This is a genomic window from Polaribacter uvawellassae, assembly GCF_039748955.1.
Classification (GTDB): Bacteria; Bacteroidota; Bacteroidia; order Flavobacteriales; family Flavobacteriaceae; genus Polaribacter; species Polaribacter uvawellassae.
In genome coordinates this window covers 58,003-80,453 of sequence record NZ_JBDIZN010000008.1, presented here as the reverse complement: position 1 = coordinate 80,453, position 22,451 = coordinate 58,003, and the positions used below count along the sequence as shown (strand labels likewise).

General features: G+C 28.7%; 24 protein-coding genes. 5 read left to right on the top strand and 19 right to left on the bottom strand.

Translation table 11 applies throughout. From position 1 onward, the window contains the following. Window positions 1-254 precede the first annotated feature (254 nt). The 3 genes from ABDX67_RS13215 to ABDX67_RS13205 all read right to left on the bottom strand — a co-directional run bounded on the left by ABDX67_RS13215 (window position 255) and on the right by ABDX67_RS13205 (window position 2,045). Window positions 255-620: a hypothetical protein gene (locus tag ABDX67_RS13215; RefSeq protein ID WP_347175516.1), complete on the bottom strand. Its 366-nt coding sequence runs from the start codon at window positions 618-620 to the stop codon at window positions 255-257. Further along, window positions 620-1,003 carry a hypothetical protein gene (locus ABDX67_RS13210; RefSeq protein ID WP_347175515.1) on the bottom strand — a complete coding sequence of 128 codons (384 nt, stop codon included), beginning with the start codon at window positions 1,001-1,003 and terminating at the stop codon, window positions 620-622. The genes ABDX67_RS13215 and ABDX67_RS13210 overlap by 1 nt, the downstream gene beginning before the upstream one ends. Before the next feature lie 175 nt (window positions 1,004-1,178). Continuing rightward, window positions 1,179-2,045, bottom strand: coding sequence for an OmpA/MotB family protein (locus ABDX67_RS13205; RefSeq protein ID WP_347175514.1), 867 nt, complete (start codon window positions 2,043-2,045; stop codon window positions 1,179-1,181). Window positions 2,046-2,170: 125 nt separating this feature from the next. On the opposite strand from ABDX67_RS13205, the gene ABDX67_RS13200 reads away from it, so the two are divergent. Continuing rightward, a complete protein-coding gene (locus ABDX67_RS13200; protein ID WP_347175513.1) occupies window positions 2,171-3,148 on the top strand; it encodes an FAD:protein FMN transferase in 978 nt (325 codons plus the stop codon). Between the two features lie 87 nt (window positions 3,149-3,235). Then, window positions 3,236-4,519 (top strand): outer membrane protein assembly factor BamD, encoded by a 1,284-nt coding sequence (locus tag ABDX67_RS13195; protein WP_347175512.1) that lies wholly within the window; start codon window positions 3,236-3,238, stop codon window positions 4,517-4,519. Here ABDX67_RS13195 and ABDX67_RS13190 read toward each other — a convergent pair. Together ABDX67_RS13190 and map are read right to left on the bottom strand one after the other, a co-directional pair. Then, on the bottom strand, window positions 4,516-5,241 hold the full coding sequence (locus tag ABDX67_RS13190; RefSeq protein WP_347175517.1) for a class I SAM-dependent methyltransferase: 726 nt from the start codon (window positions 5,239-5,241) through the stop codon (window positions 4,516-4,518). The two genes, ABDX67_RS13195 and ABDX67_RS13190, sit on opposite strands and share 4 nt — an antisense overlap. A gap of 249 nt (window positions 5,242-5,490) precedes the next feature. Next, complete coding sequence (gene map, locus ABDX67_RS13185; protein WP_347175511.1) at window positions 5,491-6,294, bottom strand: type I methionyl aminopeptidase; 804 nt, start codon at window positions 6,292-6,294, stop codon at window positions 5,491-5,493. A gap of 139 nt (window positions 6,295-6,433) precedes the next feature. Here map and ABDX67_RS13180 point away from each other — a divergent pair, with 139 nt between their 5' ends. Continuing rightward, window positions 6,434-7,702 (top strand): acetyl-CoA hydrolase/transferase family protein, encoded by a 1,269-nt coding sequence (locus ABDX67_RS13180; RefSeq protein WP_347175510.1) that lies wholly within the window; start codon window positions 6,434-6,436, stop codon window positions 7,700-7,702. A gap of 2 nt (window positions 7,703-7,704) precedes the next feature. Here the strand turns inward: ABDX67_RS13180 and ABDX67_RS13175 are convergent, their stop codons facing one another. Genes ABDX67_RS13175 through gpmI form a run of 3 tightly spaced genes read right to left on the bottom strand, consistent with a single transcriptional unit; the run spans window position 7,705 to window position 10,167 of the window. Further along, on the bottom strand, window positions 7,705-8,112 hold the full coding sequence (locus ABDX67_RS13175; protein ID WP_347175509.1) for a BT0820 family HAD-type phosphatase: 408 nt from the start codon (window positions 8,110-8,112) through the stop codon (window positions 7,705-7,707). Between the two features lie 20 nt (window positions 8,113-8,132). Further along, window positions 8,133-8,642: a thioredoxin family protein gene (locus ABDX67_RS13170; RefSeq protein WP_347175508.1), complete on the bottom strand. Its 510-nt coding sequence runs from the start codon at window positions 8,640-8,642 to the stop codon at window positions 8,133-8,135. A 7-nt stretch (window positions 8,643-8,649) separates the two neighbouring features. Further along, the gene (gpmI, locus tag ABDX67_RS13165) at window positions 8,650-10,167 is read right to left on the bottom strand and encodes a 2,3-bisphosphoglycerate-independent phosphoglycerate mutase (RefSeq protein WP_347175506.1); all 1,518 of its coding nucleotides are present in this window, start codon (window positions 10,165-10,167) and stop codon (window positions 8,650-8,652) included. 171 nt (window positions 10,168-10,338) lie between these two features. On the opposite strand from gpmI, the gene ABDX67_RS13160 reads away from it, so the two are divergent. Together ABDX67_RS13160 and ABDX67_RS13155 are read left to right on the top strand one after the other, a co-directional pair. After that, window positions 10,339-12,081 carry an aromatic amino acid hydroxylase gene (locus ABDX67_RS13160; RefSeq protein ID WP_347175505.1) on the top strand — a complete coding sequence of 581 codons (1,743 nt, stop codon included), beginning with the start codon at window positions 10,339-10,341 and terminating at the stop codon, window positions 12,079-12,081. Between the two features lie 57 nt (window positions 12,082-12,138). Further along, entirely contained in the window at window positions 12,139-12,414 is a 276-nt protein-coding gene (locus ABDX67_RS13155) for a rhodanese-like domain-containing protein (protein ID WP_347175504.1), read from the top strand. On the opposite strand, the gene ABDX67_RS13150 is transcribed toward ABDX67_RS13155, so the two are convergent. From ABDX67_RS13150 to ABDX67_RS13100, 11 genes are all read right to left on the bottom strand, one after another. Beyond that, a complete protein-coding gene (locus tag ABDX67_RS13150; RefSeq protein WP_347175503.1) occupies window positions 12,411-12,803 on the bottom strand; it encodes a hypothetical protein in 393 nt (130 codons plus the stop codon). The genes ABDX67_RS13155 and ABDX67_RS13150 overlap by 4 nt on opposite strands. 57 nt (window positions 12,804-12,860) lie before the next feature. Then, the gene (locus tag ABDX67_RS13145; protein ID WP_347175502.1) at window positions 12,861-13,514 is read right to left on the bottom strand and encodes a response regulator; all 654 of its coding nucleotides are present in this window, start codon (window positions 13,512-13,514) and stop codon (window positions 12,861-12,863) included. A gap of 57 nt (window positions 13,515-13,571) precedes the next feature. Next, on the bottom strand, window positions 13,572-15,371 hold the full coding sequence (locus tag ABDX67_RS13140; protein WP_347175501.1) for a tetratricopeptide repeat-containing sensor histidine kinase: 1,800 nt from the start codon (window positions 15,369-15,371) through the stop codon (window positions 13,572-13,574). Between the two features lie 18 nt (window positions 15,372-15,389). Beyond that, on the bottom strand, window positions 15,390-17,345 hold the full coding sequence (locus ABDX67_RS13135) for a tetratricopeptide repeat-containing sensor histidine kinase (protein WP_347175500.1): 1,956 nt from the start codon (window positions 17,343-17,345) through the stop codon (window positions 15,390-15,392). After that, window positions 17,327-17,620: a hypothetical protein gene (locus ABDX67_RS13130; RefSeq protein WP_347175499.1), complete on the bottom strand. Its 294-nt coding sequence runs from the start codon at window positions 17,618-17,620 to the stop codon at window positions 17,327-17,329. Before ABDX67_RS13130 ends, ABDX67_RS13135 begins: the two co-directional genes overlap by 19 nt. Before the next feature lie 28 nt (window positions 17,621-17,648). Beyond that, window positions 17,649-18,971 (bottom strand): hypothetical protein, encoded by a 1,323-nt coding sequence (locus tag ABDX67_RS13125; protein WP_347175498.1) that lies wholly within the window; start codon window positions 18,969-18,971, stop codon window positions 17,649-17,651. 110 nt (window positions 18,972-19,081) lie between these two features. Further along, window positions 19,082-19,522, bottom strand: coding sequence for a hypothetical protein (locus ABDX67_RS13120; protein ID WP_347175497.1), 441 nt, complete (start codon window positions 19,520-19,522; stop codon window positions 19,082-19,084). A 98-nt stretch (window positions 19,523-19,620) separates the two neighbouring features. Further along, a complete protein-coding gene (locus tag ABDX67_RS13115; RefSeq protein WP_347175496.1) occupies window positions 19,621-20,124 on the bottom strand; it encodes a hypothetical protein in 504 nt (167 codons plus the stop codon). Between the two features lie 2 nt (window positions 20,125-20,126). Continuing rightward, window positions 20,127-20,537 carry a hypothetical protein gene (locus ABDX67_RS13110; protein ID WP_347175495.1) on the bottom strand — a complete coding sequence of 137 codons (411 nt, stop codon included), beginning with the start codon at window positions 20,535-20,537 and terminating at the stop codon, window positions 20,127-20,129. 88 nt (window positions 20,538-20,625) lie between these two features. Continuing rightward, window positions 20,626-21,357 carry a DUF6498-containing protein gene (locus ABDX67_RS13105; RefSeq protein WP_347175494.1) on the bottom strand — a complete coding sequence of 244 codons (732 nt, stop codon included), beginning with the start codon at window positions 21,355-21,357 and terminating at the stop codon, window positions 20,626-20,628. A 68-nt stretch (window positions 21,358-21,425) separates the two neighbouring features. Then, window positions 21,426-22,376, bottom strand: coding sequence for a GSCFA domain-containing protein (locus ABDX67_RS13100; protein WP_347175493.1), 951 nt, complete (start codon window positions 22,374-22,376; stop codon window positions 21,426-21,428). Window positions 22,377-22,451 lie beyond the last annotated feature (75 nt).

Sequence of the window (22,451 nt, the reverse complement as noted above, 5' to 3'; positions counted from 1 at the left end):
TGCTCCATCAATAGAATAACCATTATTAAATTCAATATAATTTTCATTGACATTATAAATTTTAATGTCAATTATCGTTTGATTTTTTATGTTTTCTTCCATCTCTGCAATTTTCGCTAACGTGATTGTGTATGATTTCGTTGCGTGTTTAAGCACTAAAGTTAGCAAATAAATCACAGATAGAAAGTCCGCGAGGACTTTCGTAAGTAGGCTCTAATCAGCAATGAATTATACACGGTGTTGTACACCGTTTTTTATCTCATATAGTACAGGTAAATCGCAAAATTTAAAATTCGAGACATATCTGAAACACTTATTTTTTCATATTTCTTGATGAAATCATCTTTCATTTTAAAATGGTCAAAGTCCGTGAATTCCGCAAATTCCGATTTTGATGGAATATAATATTCTGACTTATCATAAAGTCTAATTTCTTTGAACAAGTCATTTTTTAGGTTTCTGACATATTCCACTCGTTCTTGGTCATATTTTCCAAGTCCATAATATTTTAATTTCCGTTTAATCTTTTTTTCAGCTTCTTTCAAGTCAGAAAAGTCAAATTCGTACGCTAAATCACTAAAGCAGACATAATCATATGTTTGTTCGCTTGTTTCTGCCATTATGATTTACCATTCATTATTTGTTCAACGTATTTTCTGTGATTTTTAAAACCATTTTTTTCTGGATGCTCCAAGTCAATCATTCCATCAATTCCAGAATCATAAATTTGCCAATGATATTTTTTAGCAAGTTCTATCAGAGCATAAATTCCGTTTTCTCCATATAACGAAATCATAAAATTGCTGGAATGTTCGCTGTCAGCAAAAAAGTCAATCGTGAAATCAGTTCCGACTATTTCCCTATGATTTTTGTCTTTATTGATTCGGCTAAATGAAGTTTCCAAAATTCCGCTGAAATTAGTCGGTTCTAATTGAGTTTCGTCCAATTCCGCAACCGAATTAATTCTCTGTTTTGAATTAAAAAGTACAATGTCCCAACTCATTTTCTTGGTTTTCTTAAATGGTGTACAACGCATTTTGATATGAATCCGTTTCAATGATTTATATCAGCAGTTAGCGAAGTTATATATAAATGAGTTTAGAATCAAGTTAAATTTTATGTAGCATAAAAAAACCTGTTTCAACGAAACAGGTTTTTAAAAATATTGTTGTAAAAAATTATTCAGCAGGCTCTTCTAATAATTCAAAGAATTGATCTAACCTTGGCATAATAATAATTTTTGTTCTTCTGTTTTTAGCCATATTTGCTTCAGTATCGTTTGGTGCTAAAGGCACATAACTAGATCTACCAGCAGCAATTAATCTACCTGGAGTAACGCTAAATCTATTTTGTAAGATTCTAGCAATAGAGGTTGCTCTCATTGCAGATAAATCCCAGTTGTCTTCTAAGAATTCTGTTTTAATAGATTTAGAATCGGTATGACCTTCAATCATTACATCCATATTAGGTTGTCCTTTTAAAACAGTTGCAACTTTTTCTAACACTTTGTATGCTTTTTCAGTTACATTGTAACTTCCGCTTTTAAATAATAATTTATCAGAAATAGAAATGAAAACTACCGTTTTTTCAACGTTAATTATAATATCTTCATCATCCAAACCTTCTTTTAGTTCTTTCTTTAAGTGAAAAGCAACCGCCAAATTCAATGAATCTTTCTTAGTCATTGCTCTTCTAATATATTTAATGTACTGGTCTTTTTTACTTAATTGGATTAACGTTTCTTTAATATTGTCGTTTGCTCCTTTAGTAAGTACCGTTAAGTTATCTACAAACTCTAATGTTTTTTTCTTATCTTTTTGTAAATCTTTAACTGTAGTTTCTAAATCAGAAATTTTAGATTTATATGAGTTTGCTAAAGATTGATTTTTTTCTGTTTCAATTAAACATTTTGTTAAATTGGTTTTAACAGCTAGTAATTCGTCTTTTGTTTTTTGATGTGTTGCTTCTAAGGCTACATAATCTTTTTTAGACACACAAGAACCAAGTAAAAAGACAACAGCCAGGGAAAGTAGTATTTTTTTCATTTTTCTAAAATTATTTGTTAAGCAAAGCTAAGAAATAGATTCTAATTATATGCAGATTTACCATACTTTATGATGATTTTAAGAGTATTTTATAATGTATCTTTGCTTTTATTTAATTTTTAGTAATGAAAAAGTTTTTTTTACTGTTTATTGTAGCTTTTTTGCTTTCTTGTAGTTCTGAGGAAGAAACACAAACAATTAATTTTGAGGGTTTTGTTTTCGGAACAACCTATCATTTTACAATCGTACACAATCAAAAAGTTAACTATCAAAAATCTATTGATAGTTTATTTTTTTTAGTAAATAAATCACTTTCAAACTACATTTCAACTTCAGATATTTCTAAAATTAATTCTGGAGATTCAACCATAATTGTAGATGATTTATTTGCCGAAGTTTTTCAAAAATCAAAAAAAATATTTAAAGAAACTGATGGTTATTTTGACCCAACGGTTGGTAATTTAGTAAATGCTTGGGGTTTTGGTTCAATAGAATCTAAAAAAGAAATGGATAGTTTATCTATTCAAAAAATAATGCAATTTGTTGGCTTAGATAAAGTGCAACTAAAAAATAATAAAATCAAAAAACAGTTTCAAGAAATCTATCTAGATTTTAATTCAATTGCAAAAGGTTTTGGTGTAGATGTAGTTGCCCGTTTTTTAGAAAGTAAAAACATACACAATTATTTAGTAGAAATAGGTGGTGAAATAAGAGTTAGAGGGAAAAATAAAAAAGGGAACTTTTGGAATGTAGCCATAGAGAAACCAAACACAGACGGTACACAGTCGTTTCAAACAACCATTCAACTAAAAAATGAGTCAATGGCAACTTCAGGCAATTATAGAAAATTTAGAATAACTAAAGATGGTAAGAAATATGTACATACGGTAAATCCTAAAACAGGTTTTGCAAAAGAAAGTAATTTATTAAGTGCTTCTGTAATTTCAAGTTTAGATTGCGCAGATGTAGATGCATATGCAACTGCTTTTATGGCAATGGGATTCGAAAAAACGAAAGAGTTTTTAAGACTGCACAACAATTTAAAAGTTATTTTAATTTATTTAAATAAAAATAATACAATAGATGAGTTTAGAAACTTTTAATTTTGTGTCTTAGAGCTTGTTCGTTTTTTTTATTTTTTACTATATTGCAATACAAATCAATATAGGGTGATAATCAACAAACCAACTATGAAAAAACTACTTTTTACACTTGCAATAGTGTTTTTAAGTTTGTCAACTTTTGGGCAATCAAATAAAGAAATTGCAGGAGTTTATATTCGTAAAGCAGAAACTAATTACACAAAACTAGAAATTGATGAAGCTGATAAAAACTTTGAAAGAGCAATTAAATTATTAGATACAATTACAAAAGCTGATGTAGCAAGGTTAGGAGCTTTAATTAAATTTGAATTAAATGAATTTGAAGAAGCAAAAAACTATGCAAAACAATACTTTACTTTAGTTAAAAATAAAAAAACAGAAACCTATACACAGTTACTTGATCTTTATGTTTCTATAGAAGAAGAACTCGAAAAAATAGAACTAGAGAACCAAAAACAAGAACAGGCAAGATTAGCAAGAGAAAAAGAACATAGAAGAATAGATTCCTTAAAAACCGTTTGGCAAAATAAATCTGACGCATTAACATTAAAATTTCAGTCTATTCAAGCTTTTGATAAAAACGGAATTTCTGTTTTTCAGAAGGATGATTTTTTTGGAGTTATGAATGATGTTGGAGCAGTTTTTGTTCAGCCAGATGCTTATAAAGATGTAAAAAGCTTTGATGGTTATATCTTGCTTTTAAATCAAAAAGAAAACCCAACTAAAATTTATTGTTTTGATACTAAAACAAAAAAAGGATTTTTATTACCAAACATTGCAGACTTTAATACGCTTTCTACCAATTACGGTAAAGTAATGTTACCGAGAGGAAGCGGTAGAATTATAACATATCCAAACAATTCTTTAAAAGCATTGGTGTTTGATATTGCGACAAAGAAATTTGTAAATGTGTCTAATGAAAGAGACTTATTTAAAGATTTAAAGAAAACAGATAAGATTGAAAAATATAATAAAGAAGGACAAGTAAGAATTGATAAAGTATGGTACGATTTTGGCGGACATATTGGCGGTGGAATTTACCCTTTATACTTACCTGATTATACATTGTCTGGCTTTTTATGTGGAATTGATGGGAAATTCTTAAAAGCAACTGAATTTAATAATTTAGGCCCTTTTTATAATGGTAAAGCACATGTTGCAAATGGTGCAGATTCTTTTTGGGTAAATCAAAACGGAACAAAAGTAAGTGCAGCAACTAATGAAGCTGGTAAATATCCAGGGAAATCTCAATTAATAAAATTAGAAGCTGGTGGTTATCAAATTCATCAAGAATTTGATGGAGAAAAATTTATTATTCTTGGTGTAGAAAAATTAGAACCTTTAGAAGATTTTTTAAGAAAACATCCTTAATTTACTTTAAAACAAACAGGTAAAATTTCGCCTTTAGATAAACAAAATCGCTCTACCATTTCTGGAGCGATTTTTTTTGTGTAATCTACTTCGTCAACTTTAAAACCGATAGAGCGTAGTTTGTCAAAATAATCTCTTCCGTAAACTCTTACATGATCGTATTGTCCAAATATTTTTGTGCGTTCTTTTTGATCTGTTATAGAATCATCCTCAAAAGTTGTTGCTCTAGATAAGTCTTGCGGAATCTGAAAAATCCCCATTCCGTTTGGTTTTAAAACACGATACAATTCTTGCATTGCTTTTGTATCATCTGAGATGTGTTCTAATACATGATTGCAAAAAACAACATCAAAAGAATTGTCATTAAAAGGTAAATTAAGAATATCTGCTTTTACATCAGCAATCGGAGAATACAAATCTGCTGTAATATAATCTAAGTTTTTTTGTTTTCTAAAAATGGATAAAAAACATTGTTCTGGCGCCATGTGAAGTACAGATTTTTGTGCTGTAAAAAAATCTGTTTCATTTTGTAAATACAGCCAAAGTAAACGATGTCTTTCTAAAGAAAGTGTACTTGGCGATAAAGCATTTTCACGTTGATTTTCGTATCCGTACGGTAAAAATTTTCGAAAACTTTTTCCATCAATTGGATCTGTAAAGTTGTTTCCTTTAAGCCAAAAAGTAATAAAAGGTTTTGCCAAATAACTTAGTTTAATAAGCATTGGTCTTGGAAAAGTGTTTAGTATGATTTTAAAGATTTTCAATTATTGATTTAAAAGGTCTTTAAATTTTTTATTGGTAAACAGTTTTATAATAAAAAAAAGGAAAGCAATTATTTGTAGAATTGTTCCAATTGTAAGTAATTCTGGACCTAACATCCAATGAAGTATTTTAAATAAAGCTCCAGCGCATATTAAAATAATACCTGTAATAAAAAAAAAAATGATATATTTTAGTTTCATACGATAGCTTTAAGCTCTAAATTCATCTTCTTCATTAGAAACAATTCCTAATGCTTCATAAATATATTGAAAAGTAGAAAGCAATTCTGGTTTTCCGTTTACAATAGCAACATCGTGCTCAAAATGAGCAGAAGGTTTTCCGTCTCTAGTTAAAATAGTCCAACCATCTTTTAATTGATTTATTTGATGCGTTCCCATGTTAATCATCGGTTCAATGGCAACTACCATTCCCTCTACAAACTTTTTTCCTCTACCACGTTTTCCATAATTTGGCATTTCTGGATCTTCGTGCATTTTTCTTCCTAAACCATGTCCAACCAATTCTCTAACAACTCCGTAACCATGTTTTTCTGCATAATTCTGAATTGCAAAACCAACATCACCAACTCTGTTACCAGCTTTAAATTCACGAATTCCTTCGTACAAACTTTGTTTGGTAACTTCTAATAATTTTTTTGTTTCTGGAGCAACATCACCAACTTCAAAAGTATAAGCGTGATCGCCATAAAATCCATTTTTTAACGCACCACAATCTATAGAAATAATATCACCTTCAATCAATGGTTCATCCGTAGGAAAACCGTGAACAACTTGCGCATTCGGACTCATACATAATGTATTTGGGAAATCATACAATCCTAAAAAACCAGGAACTGCACCTTCAGAGCGAATAAAATCTTCTGCTAATTTATCTAATTGTAGAGTAGTAACACCAGGTTTTACTTCTTTGGCAAGAATTCCTAAAGTTTTAGAAACAATTAATGCACTTTCTCGCATTATTTCAATTTCTTCTAAAGTTTTTATTTGAATCATTAAGGTAAAATTAATGCGCAAAGATACTTTAAAAAATCAACTAATAAAAAACGGAATTTTCTTTAAAACATGACTTTTGATAGCTTTTTTATAAGCTATAGTTTATAGCTTTGCAACTTAAAATAGTAAACAAATTACCATGTATAAATCAATAACAGCAGAAGAAGCTGTAAAAGTTATAAAATCTAACGATAGAGTATATATTCAGGCCGCTGCAGCTGCGCCACAAAAATTAATTATTGCTATGTCTGCAAGACATGAAGAGTTAAGAAGTGTAGAAGTTTGTCATTTACATACAGAAGGTGTTGCTCCATATGCAAATCCAGAACTTAAAAACAGTTTTCATGTTAATTCTTTTTTTATTGGGAAAAACGTACGTCATACTTTAAAAGCTGGAAACGGTTCTTATACGCCAGTTTTTTTAAGTGAATTACCATTACTATTTAAGCGTAATATTGTTGATTTAGATGTTGCTTTAATTCATGTTTCTGTGCCAGATAAACACGGTTATTGTTCTTTAGGAGTTTCTGTAGAAGCAACTTTAGCTGCTATTGAAAATGCAACGCATGTAATTGCGCAAGTAAATAAAAATATGCCAAGAACTTTTGGTGCAGGAATTATTCATGTTTCAGAAATTAATGCTTTTGTAGATTGTGATGAGCCATTACCAAGTCATGAAATTGCTCCTTCGACAGAAATAGAAAATAAGATTGGAAACCATGTTGCAAGTTTAATTGAAGACAGAAGCACTTTGCAAATGGGAATTGGTAGTATTCCGAATGCTGTTTTATCAAGATTAGGAAATCATAAAGATTTAGGGTTGCATACAGAAATGTTTTCTGACGGAGTTATTGATTTAATTTTAAAAGATGTAATCAACGGGAATTATAAAAAGGTAAATAGAGGAAGAGCTTTGGCTACTTTTTTAATTGGTTCGCAACGTTTATATGATTATGTTGATGATAATCCGTTTATAGAAATGCGAGCATCAAATTACACAAATGATGTTGCCATCATAAAACAAAATCCTAAAATGGTAGCAATTAATTCTGCAATAGAAGTTGATGTTACTGGTCAGGTTTGTGCAGATTCTATCGGTCAAAATATGTATTCTGGTGTTGGTGGTCAAATGGATTTTATTAGAGGAGCATCATTAAGTGAAGGTGGAAAAGCAATTATTGCATTGCCATCTATTACCAATAAAGGAATTAGTAGAATTGTGCCGTTTTTAAAACAAGGAGCCGGAGTTGTTACTACAAGAGCTCATGTACAATATATTGTTACAGAATATGGTATTGCTAATTTATATGGAAAAACAATTAAACAACGTATAAAAGAATTAGTAAAAATTGCGCATCCAGATTTTAGAGAAAGTATAGAAAGAAGTTATGTAGATGGAATTAAGTAAATTTATTTACGTCTAGAAAAGAATCCTTTTCGCTTTTTTTTAGGAACCTCTGGTGTGTAATTAAAAATAAGCTTATACACTTCTGTCCAGCCGATGAATCCACCTGCATTTCTATCATCAATAAATAAATCTGCATTGATTTTTCGGCTTATTTTACCATCAAATTCTTCTTCAGGATAACTTTTATTTACGGCATAAAATTCAATGCCATTTTCTTTGCAAAACTGTACAGCTTCTCTTAATGCTTTACCGCTTCTGTATGTCCATAAAATAAGTCGATGTCCTTCTGATTGTAGTTTTTGTAAGGTTTCAAAAGCAAATAGCATTGGTTCGCCAACTCTAGGATACGCATCCTCGACAATGGTTCCGTCAAAATCTACAGCAATAATCAAATGGTTTTTAGGCAACATATAATATTTTGTTTAATATCCTACTTGTATTTTTTACCACTTACAATGGTTAAAAAATCTTTTTCTAAATTCTGTTGAGGATATTCTATATATCTACCTATTTCTTCTCCTTTTTTATAAAAGATGAATGTAGGAACGCTTTTAATATTTAGATCCTTTTGTAAATTATCAGGTGTACTTTTTCCTCTGTTTAATGATATAAATTCGATGTTGTTAAAATCGAAACCAGCCTGTTCTAATATTTTATAAGTACGCGGTATGTCTTTTTTACTTAAATGACACCAAGTAGCAACAAAAGCTTTTATTTTAACATTTTTAAGCTTCTTTTTTAGTTTAGAAATACTTTTAGCATCTGGTGTATAAGCATGGTAGTTTACATTAAACCATTTAGAATAAGGTAATTGATTAAAGTCTTCTTTATGAGTAATACCAACTAAATCTCCTGAAGCATTTCTTGTTGCTTTTGATTGTTCTTGTGCGTAACTATTAACTATAAAAGTTAATGCAAATACAAATATTAATTTTTTCATCTAAATTTTAAACTAAAGGTTCTTGAGTCATTTCTTTGGGTTGTTTTACACCCATTAATTTTAAAATTGTGGGAGAAATATCGCCCAATATACCATTTTTAATTGATTTTATTTCTTTGTCAATTAAGATGATAGGTACAGGATTCGTAGTATGTGCAGTATGTGGACTGCCATCTGGATTCATCATTGTTTCACAATTTCCGTGATCTGCAATTAAGATGGTTGTATAGTTGTTGTCTAGTGCAGCAGTTACAACATCTTTTGTGCAATTATCTACCGTTTCACATGCTTTTACAGCGGCTTCAAAAACTCCAGTATGACCAACCATATCGCCGTTTGCAAAATTTAAACATACAAAATCTACTTCGCCCTTTTTTAATTCAGGAACGATTGCATCTCTAATTTCGTATGCGCTCATTTCTGGTTTTAAATCGTAGGTTGCTACTTTTGGTGATGGACATAACAATCTTTTTTCGCCAATAAACTCTTTTTCTCTTCCTCCAGAAAAGAAAAATGTTACATGTGGATATTTCTCTGTTTCGGCAATTCTAATTTGTTTTTTGTTGGCAGTTTCAAGAACTTCTCCTAGGCTGTTTTTAATGTTGCTATTATGGTAAATGATGTGTACATTTTTAAATGTATCATCATAACTTGTCATGGTTACAAAATACAAAGGAAGTTTTTTCATACCATGTTCTATAAAATCTTTTTGAGTTAAAGCGTTTGTTAATTGTCTTCCTCTATCGGTTCTGTAATTAAAGAAAATAACCACATCACCTTTTTGAATTGTAGCTGTTGGATTGTTGTTTTTATCAACCATAATAATAGGTTTGATAAATTCATCTGTTACACCATTGTCATAATTTTTTTGAATACTGTCAAGTGCATTGTTAGATTTTACTCCATTTCCATTAACTAATCCATCATAAGCCAATTGTACTCTTTCCCAACGATTATCTCTGTCCATTGCATAATATCTTCCAGTAATTGAAGCCAATGTTCCGGTAGTTTCTTGCATGGTTTTTTGGATATCATCAATAAAGAATTTTCCAGATTTTGGATCACAATCTCTTCCGTCGGTAAAAGCGTGTAAAAACACATTTTCTAAATCATTTTCTTTTGCTGCTTTTAACAATCCTTTTAAATGATTGATATGTGAATGAATTCCTCCATTAGAAACCAAGCCTAAAAAATGAACATTTTTATTCTTTTTCTTTGCATAATCAAAAGCTGCTACCAAAGTTTTTTCTTGTGATAATGTATTTTCTTTTACAGCTTTATTGATTCGTGCTAAATTTTGATACACAATTCTGCCAGCTCCTAAATTCATATGTCCAACTTCAGAATTTCCCATTTGTCCTTCTGGTAAACCAACATGTTCGCCATCTGTTCTTAAGCTTGCGTGCGGAAAATCGTTGTATAACGAGTTGATAAAAGGTGTTTTTGCGTTGTAAATTGCAGATACTTTTGGGTCTTGTGTAATTCCCCAGCCATCTAAAATAAGTAAGATTACTTTTTTATTCATAAGAAATTTAAAGTGTAAAAATAAGAAAGATTTTTTTGCTTAAAGTTAAATTTTTACAAAAGTAAAATACTTCTTTATCTAAAGAATTCTTTAAAATCAATCGTAAAATATGTAACTTTACAACTGTAAAAAACACAGAAAAGAGTTCTTATTTTCAATTAAAAAACCACAATGGAAAATCATTTAGAATTGAATGAAGTCACCAAAAAATTACCAAAACACTTACATAAGTTTATTGTAAAGCAACCGTATGAAGAATACACAGCGCAAAACCAAGCAGTTTGGCGTTATGTAATGCGATTGAATGTAGATTATTTAAAACGTGTTGCGCATAAATCGTATACAAAAGGCTTAAAAAAAACAGGTATTTCTGTTGATTCAATTCCACATATGGAAGGAATGAACAGAATTTTAAAAGAAATTGGTTGGGCTGCTGTTTCTGTTGATGGTTTTATTCCGCCAAATGCTTTTATGGAATTTCAAGCCTATAATGTGTTGGTAATTGCATCAGATATGAGAACAATTAATCATATAGAATATACGCCTGCGCCAGATATTATTCACGAAGCTGCTGGTCATGCACCGATAATTGCAAATCCAGAATATGCAGAATATTTAAGACGTTTTGGAGAAATAGGAAGCAAAGCAATTTCATCGTCAAAAGATTATGAGATGTATGAAGCAATTCGATTACTATCAATTTTAAAAGAAGACCCAAGTAGTTCAGAACAAGAAATTGAAGCAGCGCAAAATGCAGTTGAAGAATTACAAAATTCGATAGGCGAATTGTCTGAAATGGCACAAATTAGAAATTTACATTGGTGGACTGTAGAATATGGTTTGATAGGAACAATAGGAGATCCAAAAATTTATGGAGCAGGATTATTATCTTCAATAGGAGAAAGTACTTGGTGTTTAACAGATGAAGTAAAAAAATTACCTTATTCTTTAGAAGCAGCAAATATTAGTTTTGATATTACAAAGCCTCAACCACAGTTGTTTGTTACTCCAGACTTTGCAAAGTTAAGTTTGGTGTTAGAGCAATTTGCAAATACGATGGCACTTAGAAAAGGTGGGTTAAATGGTGTAAAAAAACTAATAGATTCTAAAAATTTAGGAACTATTGAATTAAGTACAGGATTACAAATTTCAGGTAATTTTTCTAATGTTATAGAATTTGATAACAAGCCAATTTATATTCAAACAATTGGCGAAACCGCTTTGTCTAACAGAGATAAAGAATTAATTGGACACGGAATTGAATATCACGCAGAAGGATTTGGAAGCCCAATTGGTAAACTAAAAGGAATTAACATTCCGATAGAAAATATGAGTCCGAGAGATTTGGAAGCATACGGAGTTTACGAGGGAAAACAAACTACTTTAGAGTTTGAAGGCGGCGTTAAAGTGGTTGGAAAGGTAATTACTGGAACTAGAGATTTAAGAGGTAAAATCCAATTGATTTCTTTTAAAGATTGTACCGTAACATATCAAGATACTGTTTTGTTTGATCCTACTTGGGGAATTTATGACATGGCTGTTGGAAAAGAAATTGTGTCTGCATACGCAGGACCAGCTTCTGTACTTTCTTTTTTAAATGTAAATAAGGTTTCTGAAACTAAAACACATAAAATAAAGTACTCAGATTCAGATAAAGAACTCTATGCTTTGTATCAAAAAGTTAGAGATTTTAGAGAGAAAAATAATGTTTCAGAAAATAATATAGAAGAGGTTTATAATATTCTTATAAGTAAATTTTCTACTGATTGGTTACTCATGTTAGAGTTATACGAACTTTCGGTAAAGTATAATTTTTCTATTCAAAAAATAGTATTAAATCAATTAGAAAAATTAAAATGTAACAAAAGCTACACAACACTTATTGAAAAAGGTATAGTTTTGTGCAAAAATTAAAATTAACGATATAAATATATTTACATGGGATTTTTTGACCTGTTTAAAAGAAAAAATATGGAATTAGAGATTAAAGAATATTTAGAAAAAGGAGCAATTGTTTTAGATGTTAGAACAAAAATGGAGTGGGATCAAGGACATTGTAATGGTGCTAAACATATTGTTCTTAATTTAATTCCGTTGCAAATAGATGAAATAAAATCTTGGAATAAACCCGTAATTGCAGTTTGTTTAAGTGGTGGTAGAAGTGGACAAGCAGCGCAGTTTCTAAAAAAGAATGGAATAGATACAATTAATGGTGGACCTTGGCAAAATGTGGATCAATATCTTTAGTATCCGTAATTATTAAAGCCACTTTCTCGATGTCTTTTTAGACGTCTTCTAATTTTTAAAGCAGTTTCAATTTTTCTTAAAACAGAAAGAATTGCACCTAATAAAGCGCCAGTAAAGGCACCCATTGTTAATGGGTCAAAGTTGTGACCAGTAATTAAGTATTTTGTAAAGAAGACAACCATACCAATAAGTATAGAAACTAAAAAGATTTGAAGTTTCGATTTTGATAAGTGTGCATAAATCCCACAAAAAAAACCTGTAACTATTGATGTTGCAGTAATTTTAGTCCAAAATAAATTAAATAGCGTCTCATTGGGTAAAAAGAAACTCGTTGTAAAGAGACCTATTACACAGCCAATAACAATTCCTGTTAGTATTTTTTGAATCATTTTTTTTAATCGGGGAGATTAATATTCGATAAATTTAGTGAAAATTATTTTAATAACTTAAATTAATTTGTGTTGTTGTGCTTTAATTACTGCTTCCATTTTATTATGGACTTGTAATTTTTTGTAGGTATTTTCTATGTGTTTACGAACAGTTGCGGGAGAAATAATTAAGTTATCGGCAATATCATTGTACTTTAACCCTTTGCTTAAATGCTCTAAAATTTCGGTTTCTCTCTTACTTAAAGTTATCTCTTCAGTATTTAATTCTTTATTTTCTAATGTATTTGGATTTCTAAGTAAGTTTAGTGTTTTTAAAGCGATGCTTGGAGACATTGGCGCACCTCCGCCTAAAACCTCCAGAATACTTTTATGTAGTTTCTCTGCATCAATTTCTTTTAATAAATAACCATTTGCGCCAGCTTTTATCGCATTAAAAATAAAATCATCATCATCTAAAACAGTTAGCATAATTATTTTTATGTGCGGGTATTTACTCTTTACAATTTCAGTAGTTTTAATACCATCCATCACTGGCATTTGAATATCCATTAAAATAACATCTAAATTATGATTTTCTTCTAATGATCCAATTAACTCTGCACCATTCTTTGCTGTAAACTTGTGATTTATATCACTAAAAAAAGAAAGTTTTTCTTCAATTGCTTTTCCTAAAAAATAATTGTCTTCGGCTATGGCTATTTTAATACTCATAAATGGTTGATTTTTATCAAATATAAACCTTATTGTTTGGAATTTGCATTAGTAATATTACGTATTTATGCTAAGAGAAATCGTTGTACCTGTGTTAGATTTTGTAATTATTTTTACTTTTCCGCCAATTTCACTCATTCTTTTTTCCATATTGCTTAAGCCATTTCCTAAAGTAACGGTGTTTTTATCAAAGCCTTTTCCGTTGTCTTTTATAGTAATTGTAATTTGATTTATTTCTTCAGTAAGTTCAATTTTTATTTCTGATGCTTCAGCATATTTTATTGAATTGTTAATTGCTTCTTGCACAACTCTAAATAGGTTTATACCAACTAAAGAACTAAATTTTTTATCTTGATTTATTGAGTTGTTTAAAACAAATTCGGTGTTTTCTGTTGCTGTTTTTGCTTTTTCTATAAATGATAAAATCCGTGCGTGTAAATCTTCAATAGTAATTTCTGATTTATTCATTGCCCAAATAGTATCACGAAGCTGAAAAATGGTATCAGAAGTAAACGAACTAATTGAAGAAAGTTTATTTTTCAATTTTTCGTTTGCATCTTTGGTAACAAACTTTAAGTTATCGATAGAGGAAATAATAAATGTAAGTTGAGAACCAATATTATCGTGTAAATCGCGCGAAATTCGTAAACGTTGTTCTTGCAATTTATTTTGAGTTATAATAGTTGCAAGCGCGTTTTTTAAGTCAATTTCTTTCTCTAATTGTTTTCTTTTTAATTGATTTTTCTTATAAAACCCGAAAGATAAAATGCCAACAATTAATAATACTGAAGTTATAAGTATGGCATAAAGATTTCTATTTTTTATTATTACTAATTGTTTATTTATCTCCTTTTCTTTTCTTTCGGTTTGATAAACAATTTCTAATTCAGTTATTTTATTATTTGTGTTTATATTTAAAATTGAATCTTTTAATGTAGTAAATTCTTTAAAATATTTTAAAGAATTTTTATAATCTGACAAAGAATCAAAAGTTTTATGAAGTTGTTCTGTAGTATATTTTTTTAAAGGATAATAGTTGTTTTGATTAGATAGATTATAGCCAATTTTATAATAATTATTGGCTTTTTTAAATTCTTTTTTAGTAAAATATAAATCACCTAAATATAAATTTGAATCAGTAATTCCGTAAAGATCATCTCTTTTTTTTCTAATATTTAATGCGCTATCTAAATATTTTTTTGCTAAATTAAATTCCTTTCTCTTATAAAAAACTTCTCCAATGTGGGTTTGTGCATACGGAATTCCAATACTGTCATTTGCAGCTATTGAAAGTTGTAATGATTTTTTATGAAAATATAATGCGCTGTCTAGTTGATTTTTGTATTGAAACAAAACACCATAATTATTATATCCACCAGTTAATCTCCAAGAAGTTGGATTTTTTTCTTCTAATATTTTTAGCCCTTTTTTCATGTATAAAAAAGCTTTATCTAAATTCCTATATTTTAGTTTCCATCCTAGTTGTAAATAAGAATTAGCTACATCTTCGGTTTTATTTAAAGAATCATAAATTCTAATTGCTTTTAAAGTAACATCTATTGCTTTTTCGTCATTTGAAGTATAATGAAGAGCTAAAGATTGTTGTATAAAAACAGCAGCTAATGCACTATCTTTTTTAAGTTCTCTTGCAATTGTTTCGGCTTTTTTATTGAGTTTTTCAAAGGTTTTTAAATTTGAAACAGCTTTATCATGAGGAATATTTAAAATTACAGATAAGAACTCCTGTTTACTTATTTTTGCTTCTAGTTTTTTAATACTGTCGTAGTAAGTTATATTTTGTGAAAAAGAAATAGAACTTAAAGTTAAAAAGATAAGGTAAATATATTTTTTAAACATAAAACCAAGTTATAACAATTAGGTATTAAACACAATTTTTATTTTAGTTCCCCTTTTTTCTTCAGAACCAATTGTTATTTTTCCACCAATTTCACTCATTCTTTTTTCCATATTGCTTAAGCCGTTTCCAAAAACGATGGTGTTTTTATCAAAACCTTTTCCGTTGTCTTTTATAGAAATTGTAATTTGATTTTTTTCTTGATAAAGTTCAATTTTTATTTCTGATGCTTCAGCATATTTTATTGAATTGTTAATTGCTTCTTGCACAACTCTAAATAGATTTATACCAACCAAAGAAGTAAATTTTTTGTCTGGATTTATTGAATTATCTAAAATAAATTCGGTATTCTCCGCTGCTGTTTTTGCTTTTTCTATAAAAGATAAAATCCGTGCGTGTAAATCTTCAGCAGAGATTTCTGATTTATTCATTGCCCAAATGGTATCTCGCAACTGAAAAATGGTATCAGAAGTAAACGAACTAATCGACGAAAGTTTATCTTTTAGTTTTTCGTTTGCATCTTTGGTAATAAACTTTAAGTTATCTATTGAAGAAATAATAAAGGTAAGTTGAGAGCCAATATTATCGTGTAAATCTCTAGAAATACGCAAGCGTTGTTCTTGTAATTGGTTTTGAGTTTTAATAGTTGCAAGCGCATCTTTTAAATCAATTTCTTTTTGTAATTGCTCTCTTTTTAACTTATTTCTTTTATAAAATCCGTAATAAAGAATTCCTAAAAGCAGCAAAATTGCTGTAATAAGAATGGCGTATAAATTTCTGTTTTTTACTTTAAGTTCGCTTTCTAAAAGTTGTTCTTTTTGTAAAGCAATTTCTTTTTCTTTTTTTTCAGTTTCGTATTTGGTTTCTATTTCTGCAACCTGTTTGGTAACATTTTCGTTTCTAATTATGTTATTTAAATCGTCGTATTTTTTTTGATAAAAAACTGTGCTATCAGGTTGTTTTAGAAAACTTTTTAATTGCAGCAGGCCTCTATAGCTGCTCAGTTCTAATTCTTTTGCACCAATTCTTTTTGCCAATGTAGCACCTTCAAAATAATAGTTTTCTGCTTTTTTAAACTGACCAACTTCAAAATAGATTGTGCCTAGATTTCCAATAACACTTGCAAGACCAAAATCATCACTCAATTTTTTTCTAATAACATATGCTTTTTGATAATAAACTAATGCTTGTTTGATATTATTTTCTTCTTTATAAATATTACCATAATTGTTGTAAACAATTGATAACTGACGGATTAAATTATTTTTTTCTGCAATTGGAATTGCAAGATTGTAATATTTTTTTGAATTTTTAAAGTCTAAAAGTTGTTGATAAACATTACCAATATTTATATAAGATTCAGAAAGTTCACTTGGTATTCTAGTAATTTCTCTACCTTTTAAAACTTTAAAATGCATTTCTAATGCTTTGTCGTATTGCTTTAAGTTTAAATAAATATTTGCACTGTTATTTTGATTTACTGCAACAAACCTTGTCATTCCTAAAGATTCATAAACCCTTAAAGATTTATTGTTGTAAAACAATGCAGAATCTAAAGTTGAAGTCTGTTGAAATGTAATTCCTATTTTAGAATATAAACCAGCAATACCAACAGAGTCATTTAATTTCTTTCTAATTTTTAAAGATTTGTTGTAATAAGTAATTGCAGAATCGAATCGTGATGTTCTGTAATAAATAATTCCAATGTCATTGTAAGATTGCCCAATTCCCTTTTGATTGTTTGTTTTTAAAGCTAATTGCAGCCCTTTTTTAGTGTAAAAATAAGAAGAATCAATATTTACATTTCCATAATACCAACCTAAATCTCCGAGTAATTTAATTTTTAAAGAATCAGAAAGTTGCTCTGTACTTAATTGTTTTTTTATAGCTTCAATCTGTTTTTGTTGACTAGAGATAGTTGCTGAAAAAAATAAAAATACCGAAACAAAAACAATGCTTATTCTTTTATAATACATGCTATTAATTCTTTAAAAGAGAAATCTAAAGTTACTATTTTTGTTTTTAATATTCTTAATTTTTGATTGACATCTTTTTCTATGACATCAATTTTCACTACTTCTTTGTTATATGTTTCTAAAATACTTTTTTCTTCTGCAATTTGATTGCGTAATAAATCTAATTGAATTACTGCTGATTTCTTAGTTTTAAGTATTTCGATATATTGAAATATAATAAAAGAAAGCACTAAAAAAGTCAAACAAAGAAGTAGTGTAAAATTGTCTTTAATCATGGGAGATATTTAATTTGTATTCTATTATTTATTCTAAATAAAATCCAGTGGTTTTACCATTAAAAGTCATGTTTAACATACCTGCTAAATATAGATCTCTAGATTCTATAAATTTCTTTTGATAATTGATAGAGAAAGCAATAGTTGTTGTTTTGGTTGTAGATTTTAATGACCAAAAATTATATTCTTCTAAGCTAGAATGCGAAACAACTTTATAAGTATCTGTGTACGTTTTACCACCAAAAGCATAAGAAATTTTTACAGTACTATTGTTAGACATTCTATCGCTGTCAATTACAGAAATCGTAACTTCTCCGGTAAGTGAATTAATTTTACTATCTAAATTAACATAGTTAAAAACAAAGCTTTTGTTTTTAAAAACAGGCATTTTTGAATCTGATGTTGTTACTGTATTATTGTTTGTGGTTTTTGTATATTTAACAATTGGTACAACATTTACATTTGCAAAATTCCCGTTTTTCTTAATATAATTTTTATCAAAATCTACACTTCCAGTAGTGTTTCCATTTGTAAAAATAATTTCTCTGAAATAAAAGTTATTAGTTGTGTTTCCATATTTGTAATACTTTTTTACCCAATTATCTTTGTTGTCATATTCATAAGAATTCTTGGTGTTAGAAGTTGCTTTGTTTTTATAAACAGAACTTATTAAGTTATCATTTTTATCATATTTATAAGTAATATCATTATTACTGTACTTAGATTTTGAAACATAACGTATACTTTTATCTTTTTTGTAGTATGTTGTATAGGTGCCAATAACATTGCCAGTTTTTGTATCGTAACTTTTTCGAATTTTTGTTTTTTTGTTACCGTTATACGTATAGTTTTCTCTTGCTGTTAAATTACCTTTAGAATCAAAATCTTCAGTTCTTATTAACCGATCTTTCTTGTCATAAAAGAAATTGTAAACGTAAATATTGCCATTTTCATAAATGGTTTCTTTTTTAGTTAAATAGCCATCATCATTGTAGGTAAATTTATTATAACTAGAATAGCTGCTTTTTTTTGCACTAATATCTTGAGTACTTATCATACGTCCTTTTGTGTCATAATTATACATAGTTTCTGTAGTTGTCGTAGCACCAGAATAAGTACTGTTATATTGAGAGTATTTTTGTGTTAAATTTCCATCTTCATTATAATTGTTAATGGTTGTAGAAACTTTTACAAAACCACCACTTCTTTCGTGATAGGTATAATAATGTTCAATAGTTTTTGCAACTTTTTTGTGCAGTTTTTGAGACTCTAGATTAAAAAGATCAGATTGAGCGTAATTGCTATTAGAAATAGCTAGAATCCCAATTAAAAAGAAGATTAATTTTTTCATGATAGTTGTTTTTAAGGTTTTTATTTGTAATTTTTATAAACTGTTTTAAAGGAGATGGCTAGCTTTTTACTAGTTATTACTAGCCATCTTAACCCTAAAAACAATCGTTGTTATTTTTTGAATTGTCCGTACCAAGTACCAGAAGTAGAGGCTACATTGATTTCATTTAAATCTCCACCAGAAGTTGCAGAAACTGAATAAGCTAAATTATCTCTACAGGTATCTTTAAAAGTGTATTCGGTTTTACTTGTCTTTATTGGGTTTTTAATTGTAATACAATCTTTACCTGTTACTTCTACAGTTAAAACATTGTTGTTTAGTGTAAACTTTGCTTTTGTACCATTTGTAAAAGGAGATCCAGTTGATTCATAATCAAAAGTTAATTCATAACTACCGTCAGAACCATTTACCATAGTTCCTGCTGTTTCACCAGAAACAATAGAGTATTCACAGATAGTATCGCAAGAGCCTCCAGAAGTATTGCTTTTGGTACAACTTATTACAATTAGTGTAAAAAATAATAATATTGTAATTTTTTTAAGAGTTTTCATAATTTCATTTTTTAGTTATTATCTATACAAAACTCATATAATTCATAAGAAAAAAAAATACGTCATCTGACGTATTTTTAGAATTGTAATCGGGGAACTTATAATAATGAAATTAATTTTTCGGCTTCTTCTATTTTGTCATCCGGAATTAATATTCTAAACTCATCATTTGTAGGGCCTTTTCTTGTAAGCCATTGTACATCAAACTCTAATAGCTTTAAGTTGTTTTTTGCGTCAATAATTTTCATGCTTTTAACACGCTTATTTTTGTTTTGCAGTTCAACAACATGATTGTTTATGTATAGCTTTTGGAATGTTATTTTTACTTCAGGGTTTTTAATGCCTTTTTTTAAGTGTCTGTAACTAAATTTCATTCGTAGAAACGGAATTAAAATTGCAAACGGAACTGCAAAGAGCAACCCTGTAAGAAAAGAAGTTCCTCTAAGAACCATTAATCCTAACGATCCTAGAATTAGAATACCAATACCAAAATAAATACTATCCTCTTTTTTGTTTCCCTTTTCAATTGTAACAAATTCATCCCACTGTTTGGTTGTGTATTTCCAATGAGAAAGTATTTTGGTGTGTTCAGCAGTATTCATTACTAATCTTCTTTATTGTCTTTAAATGAAATAACTTTTAGTGTATTAAAAGTATTATCGCACACATGAAAATCTACTGGTAGTTTATTAAAAACAGAATCGGATATTGTTTTTGCAAATAATTCAAAAACGGTTTCGTACATTTTACTTTCTGATGCTTCTTTAGTGGTAACCATTCTAAAAACAAAATTATTTGTTTTTTCGTCTTTTGTAAGTTGAATTGATTTTTCGCCACCATCAGCAAATTTTGAACGGATTAAATAATCACCTAATTTTTCAGCATCAGTTTTATCAACTTTACTTGTGTAATATACTTCTGTGCCATTATAATCTAACTTTTTTCCGTAACCAGAACAAGCTAAAAACAATAAAGTTAAGCTAAGAAATACAAGAGTTTTTAAATGTTTTTTCATCATAATTGAGTTTAAATTGCATGTATACAATTGGAGACTCAAAAATCTATAAAATGGAAAGTAAAATCAATACGTATAATTTCGTATTTTATTCTGTAAAGTTAATAAGCTGCTTTTTTACATCTTCTTTTGATGCTTTTTCGTTAGCTAATTTTTCTGATAAATAATCTAAGGTTTTTGAATTTTCTTTAATGGCTTCTAAAATTAAATCGATTATTAAACGGAATGTAATTAGTAAGAATGCAGCAATTATTCCAGCTTCATCAAAAACCATAAAGAAAAAAGCAATAATTACCACAAATTGTTGAATAAAAACTCTCACATAAGGTTTTATCATAATGTCATCCGAAGAAAATTTTAAGTACTTTTTATTCTTTAAAAAGTCGAATATAAATTTACCAAAATGCATAAAAATAATTGCTGGTAATGCATATTTTATTCCTTCTAAATTTAAAATTATTGCATAATTATCAAAAATATAAAAAGGTTCTTTTATAAGTCCATTATCACCAAAACTAAACAATGAAAATCCAAAAATAGATTGTATAGCAACAAAGAAACCGTAATGAAACATAAAGAAAAAGATTAATCCAAAACCAGAAATTCCCATATCTGGATTCTTATTTTCTTTTTTGCTAAAACGGATCGTTAAAAATAGTTTTAAAACATTAAAAACACCAATAATAATGGTTTCTAAAAAATACGCAAAAACAATAACCATTGCGTCTGCTATTCCTATAAAAAGTAATATAAAAAGGTAAAGAGCACTAATCCAAACAAAAGCATTTTGAAGAGTTGGATAAAAGATGTTTTTTAGCATGAAATCAATTTTTAAAAACGTAAAATACTTAAAAATACACAAGACAAACAATACGTCATCTTACGTATTTAAAAAATCATCCAAGAAAACTGTTTTTGCAAGCTGTGTTTTTTGTTTTTCAGGTTTTTTAAAAACTGTTGATGTTCTTCAGAATTCGAGTTAAAAGGTCTGTGATTTATTCCGTTTTGAATCGTTGAAACTTCTTTCATCGTTTCTTTAGAGTCTTCTAAAATCCAAGAATCTATAAATTTTTCCCAAATGTAATTGATTGCTGTTTTATTAGGATGAATCATGTCTTCTGCATAAAAACGATAATCACGTAGTTGGTCCATCATAATTTCATAACTCGGAAAATAATGTGTGTAACTTCTTGGTTCTACAACTTGATGAATTGCCGAAATTAAATGCGATTTACTTTGCTGATTTTGTGTGAATCCGTCTTTTAAATGACGAACTGGAGAAACCGTAAAAAGTACATTTACTTTTTGATTTACTGATTTTACAAGTGCAATAATTGCTTCTAAATTGTCTGTAATTTCATCAACCGAAAGCAACTCTTTTAAGAATTTTTTCTGCGGAATTTTATGACAATTGGCAACAATTGTATCGGTTTCTATAAATCTATAAACCCAAGAAGTTCCTAGTGTAATAATTATGTGAGAAGCATTTTTTATTTGCTGATTTGTAGCTGTAATTTGTTGATTTAAATTGCTTAACAACTCATTTTTGTCAGGAGAACTTAAGCTAGAATGTGCATCAAAAGAATGCCAGCGTTCGTTTAAATAGAAAACATCGTTTTCTGTATATTCTTTTTTATTAATGGCATTTGTAATTAGATTTTCAATCGCTTTTGGATGAAATAAAATACCAAACGGATTTTGATTTGATTGAAATTTAAAATACGCAAATTTGTTTCCAATATTTTCAGAAAAACAAGAACCTAGTAACAAAATTTTAGAATCGTAAGTTATTGGATTGTACTTTTCTTTGGCAATCGGAATTTGAGTTTGTAAAATCATAACTATCTATTTCAAAAGATAAATATAAAAAGAAAGGTTCAAAGTAAAACAATACTCTGAGCCTTATAAGTTTTT

Bases quoted from the DNA above. Each gene is read 5' to 3' on its own strand.
- ABDX67_RS13140 (WP_347175501.1), bottom strand. From the start codon at position 15,371: ATGTTTAAAAAATATATTTACCTTATCTTTTTAACTTTAAGTTCTATT.
- gpmI (WP_347175506.1), bottom strand. From the start codon at position 10,167: ATGAATAAAAAAGTAATCTTACTTATTTTAGATGGCTGGGGAATTACA.
- ABDX67_RS13210 (WP_347175515.1), bottom strand. From the start codon at position 1,003: ATGAGTTGGGACATTGTACTTTTTAATTCAAAACAGAGAATTAATTCG.
- ABDX67_RS13205 (WP_347175514.1), bottom strand. From the start codon at position 2,045: ATGAAAAAAATACTACTTTCCCTGGCTGTTGTCTTTTTACTTGGTTCT.
- ABDX67_RS13200 (WP_347175513.1), top strand. From the start codon at position 2,171: ATGAAAAAGTTTTTTTTACTGTTTATTGTAGCTTTTTTGCTTTCTTGT.
- ABDX67_RS13145 (WP_347175502.1), bottom strand. From the start codon at position 13,514: ATGAGTATTAAAATAGCCATAGCCGAAGACAATTATTTTTTAGGAAAA.
- ABDX67_RS13170 (WP_347175508.1), bottom strand. From the start codon at position 8,642: ATGAAAAAATTAATATTTGTATTTGCATTAACTTTTATAGTTAATAGT.
- ABDX67_RS13150 (WP_347175503.1), bottom strand. From the start codon at position 12,803: ATGATTCAAAAAATACTAACAGGAATTGTTATTGGCTGTGTAATAGGT.
- ABDX67_RS13175 (WP_347175509.1), bottom strand. From the start codon at position 8,112: ATGTTGCCTAAAAACCATTTGATTATTGCTGTAGATTTTGACGGAACC.
- ABDX67_RS13125 (WP_347175498.1), bottom strand. From the start codon at position 18,971: ATGAAAAAATTAATCTTCTTTTTAATTGGGATTCTAGCTATTTCTAAT.
- ABDX67_RS13190 (WP_347175517.1), bottom strand. From the start codon at position 5,241: ATGCTTATTAAACTAAGTTATTTGGCAAAACCTTTTATTACTTTTTGG.
- ABDX67_RS13130 (WP_347175499.1), bottom strand. From the start codon at position 17,620: ATGATTAAAGACAATTTTACACTACTTCTTTGTTTGACTTTTTTAGTG.
- ABDX67_RS13105 (WP_347175494.1), bottom strand. From the start codon at position 21,357: ATGCTAAAAAACATCTTTTATCCAACTCTTCAAAATGCTTTTGTTTGG.
- map (WP_347175511.1), bottom strand. From the start codon at position 6,294: ATGATTCAAATAAAAACTTTAGAAGAAATTGAAATAATGCGAGAAAGT.
- ABDX67_RS13215 (WP_347175516.1), bottom strand. From the start codon at position 620: ATGGCAGAAACAAGCGAACAAACATATGATTATGTCTGCTTTAGTGAT.
- ABDX67_RS13135 (WP_347175500.1), bottom strand. From the start codon at position 17,345: ATGTATTATAAAAGAATAAGCATTGTTTTTGTTTCGGTATTTTTATTT.
- ABDX67_RS13195 (WP_347175512.1), top strand. From the start codon at position 3,236: ATGAAAAAACTACTTTTTACACTTGCAATAGTGTTTTTAAGTTTGTCA.
- ABDX67_RS13100 (WP_347175493.1), bottom strand. From the start codon at position 22,376: ATGATTTTACAAACTCAAATTCCGATTGCCAAAGAAAAGTACAATCCA.
- ABDX67_RS13160 (WP_347175505.1), top strand. From the start codon at position 10,339: ATGGAAAATCATTTAGAATTGAATGAAGTCACCAAAAAATTACCAAAA.
- ABDX67_RS13155 (WP_347175504.1), top strand. From the start codon at position 12,139: ATGGAATTAGAGATTAAAGAATATTTAGAAAAAGGAGCAATTGTTTTA.
- ABDX67_RS13120 (WP_347175497.1), bottom strand. From the start codon at position 19,522: ATGAAAACTCTTAAAAAAATTACAATATTATTATTTTTTACACTAATT.
- ABDX67_RS13115 (WP_347175496.1), bottom strand. From the start codon at position 20,124: ATGAATACTGCTGAACACACCAAAATACTTTCTCATTGGAAATACACA.
- ABDX67_RS13110 (WP_347175495.1), bottom strand. From the start codon at position 20,537: ATGAAAAAACATTTAAAAACTCTTGTATTTCTTAGCTTAACTTTATTG.
- ABDX67_RS13180 (WP_347175510.1), top strand. From the start codon at position 6,434: ATGTATAAATCAATAACAGCAGAAGAAGCTGTAAAAGTTATAAAATCT.